The organism is Bradyrhizobium sp. AS23.2 (assembly GCF_001908185.1).
Classification (GTDB): Bacteria; Pseudomonadota; Alphaproteobacteria; order Rhizobiales; family Xanthobacteraceae; genus Bradyrhizobium.
On sequence record NZ_LGHM01000287.1, the window covers coordinates 1 to 1,980 of the forward strand.

At 60.3% G+C, this 1,980-nt stretch carries 2 protein-coding genes; both read left to right on the plus strand.

The window, feature by feature from the left end; translation table 11 throughout:
* Positions 1–299: 299 nt before the first annotated feature.
* Entirely contained in the window at positions 300–1,196 is an 897-nt protein-coding gene (locus tag AC630_RS41280) for a ketopantoate reductase family protein (RefSeq protein WP_074124136.1), read from the plus strand.
* 33 nt (positions 1,197–1,229) lie between these two features.
* Positions 1,230–1,676, plus strand: a complete 447-nt coding sequence (locus AC630_RS41285) for a thermonuclease family protein (RefSeq protein ID WP_245330663.1) — start codon at positions 1,230–1,232, stop codon at positions 1,674–1,676.
* The last annotated feature ends 304 nt before the right edge of the window (positions 1,677–1,980 follow it).

Consider the following 1,980-nt stretch of genomic DNA (forward strand, 5'->3'; position numbering starts at 1 on the left):
CGTGGAAACCGCCGCCGCCACCATGAAAACCACCGCCGCCGCCACCGCCACGGCCCGCTTGGGCTACGTCTGTGAACCAGAGCCCCACGGCTGCGCAAACCAGGATCCCAGCGAGCGCCAACGAAACCTGTTTGCCGCACCCAGCTCTCAGCATAGTTTCCTCCACCTTAGTCGACGGCGGTTGGGAAGGCCGGCGGTGCCAGAGGCTTCCTAAGCAACAATCGAGGTGGTCGATAGGTTCCGCCAGCAAGATTGGCGCGCGGCTGCCTGACACACTGTTCAACGACCAGGAGATAAACGTGCAAATCGCGATCGTCGGAGCTGGAGCGGTGGGATGCTACTATGGCGGTCTGCTCGCGAGGGCTGGGCATGACGTGATGTTCATCGGCAGGCAAACGCACGTCGATGCAATCAATGCGCATGGCCTCCTCCTGGACACGCAGAACTTCAAGGGATACTTGCCTGCCAGTGCGTCTACAGACGCAAGCTCCCTCGCCTCGCCAGACTTGGTGCTATTTTGCGTGAAGTCAGCCGATACAGAGGAAGCAGGTCGGTCTTTGGCTGGACGCTTAGGTCCGGAAACGTCGGTCCTCAGTCTCCAGAACGGCGTCGACAATGCACAGCGTCTCCGCGCCGTCACGGGGCATCCAGTTATTCCTGCCGTGGTCTATGTCGGCAGCGAAATGGCCGGCCCCGGCCACGTCAAGCATCACGGCGGCGGTGCCCTCGTAATCGGCTCATCCCCAAAAAGCGAAACGTTGGCACAAACTCTACGCGCGGCCGACATCCAGACGACCGTCACCGACGACATCGAAAGGGTCCTCTGGAGCAAACTGGTCACGAACTGCGCCTATAATGCGCTCTCTGCCGTGGCGGGCATCTCCTACGGACCGATGCTGGACGTCGAAGGCACCAGGGATGTCGTGGCAAGCGCGGTGCAGGAAGCCATCACCGTGGCTCGTGCTTGCGGCGTACTCGTGCAGGAAGACCTCCTTGAGCAAATCCTGAAAATTCCCACGGCAATGCCGAACCAGATGTCGTCCACTGCGCAGGATCTCGCGCGTGGCAAGCCAAGCGAGATCGACTTTCTCAACGGGTACGTCGTGCGCAAGGGCGCCGAATTGGGCATTCCGACACCAACCAATCGCGCCCTTCAAGTGATGGTCAAACTGGCGGAAGCGAAGCGCAAACAATGACCCGACTTGAGACGCTTGCCTCGGCCCTGCTCGTTGAGAACGATCGTCGTTGTTGCGGCTCCGGCAAAGGCCGATGATTTTGTTGGACAGGCCAGCGTCATCGACGGCGATACGATCGAAATCCATAACGCGCGCATTCGTCTCTGGGGCGTCGATGCGCCGGAGAACACACGGTTTTGCCGAGGCGAGGACAGCCTCCAGTATCGCTGCGGAGCAGAAGCAGCGAATGCGCTCGACGAGTTTATCGGAAAGCGGCCAGTGAACTGCGCGCCAGTCAACCTCGACCGTTACGGGCGGACCGTTGCTACCTGTACAGTCGGCGATACGGATCTCGGCGAATGGCTGTTTGCCCAAGGTCTTGCGTTGGACTGGCCGCGGTACTCCAGCGGCAAGCACGGCCCAGCCCAACAGAGAGCTGAGCAAGCCGGTCGCGGGATCTGGAAGCGCAGCTACGTTGAGCCGCGGCGGTATCGGGGTTGAGGGCGAAAAGCCAATCGAGGTCCCCAAAGAGGGCTGAATTGGCTGCCACCGAATTATGTGCGCAGCCGAACCACTAAACCGGCTTGCACTTCGCAAGCGCCTGCCCTTTTCGATTGATAATTTTGAATGCACGTATCAGCGGTGCCGCAGACCGCCGTGCATATTCGGAGAGTGGGCCGTGATCAGGTTTTTGTGCTTCCGCGCCGCCGCTTCGGCCTCGCGAGCAAGTCGTTCAGCCTTTAACCTCTCGCGGTTTGCATGAAACGCCGCTTGGATGCGTTCATACTCGGACATCGCTACTTTG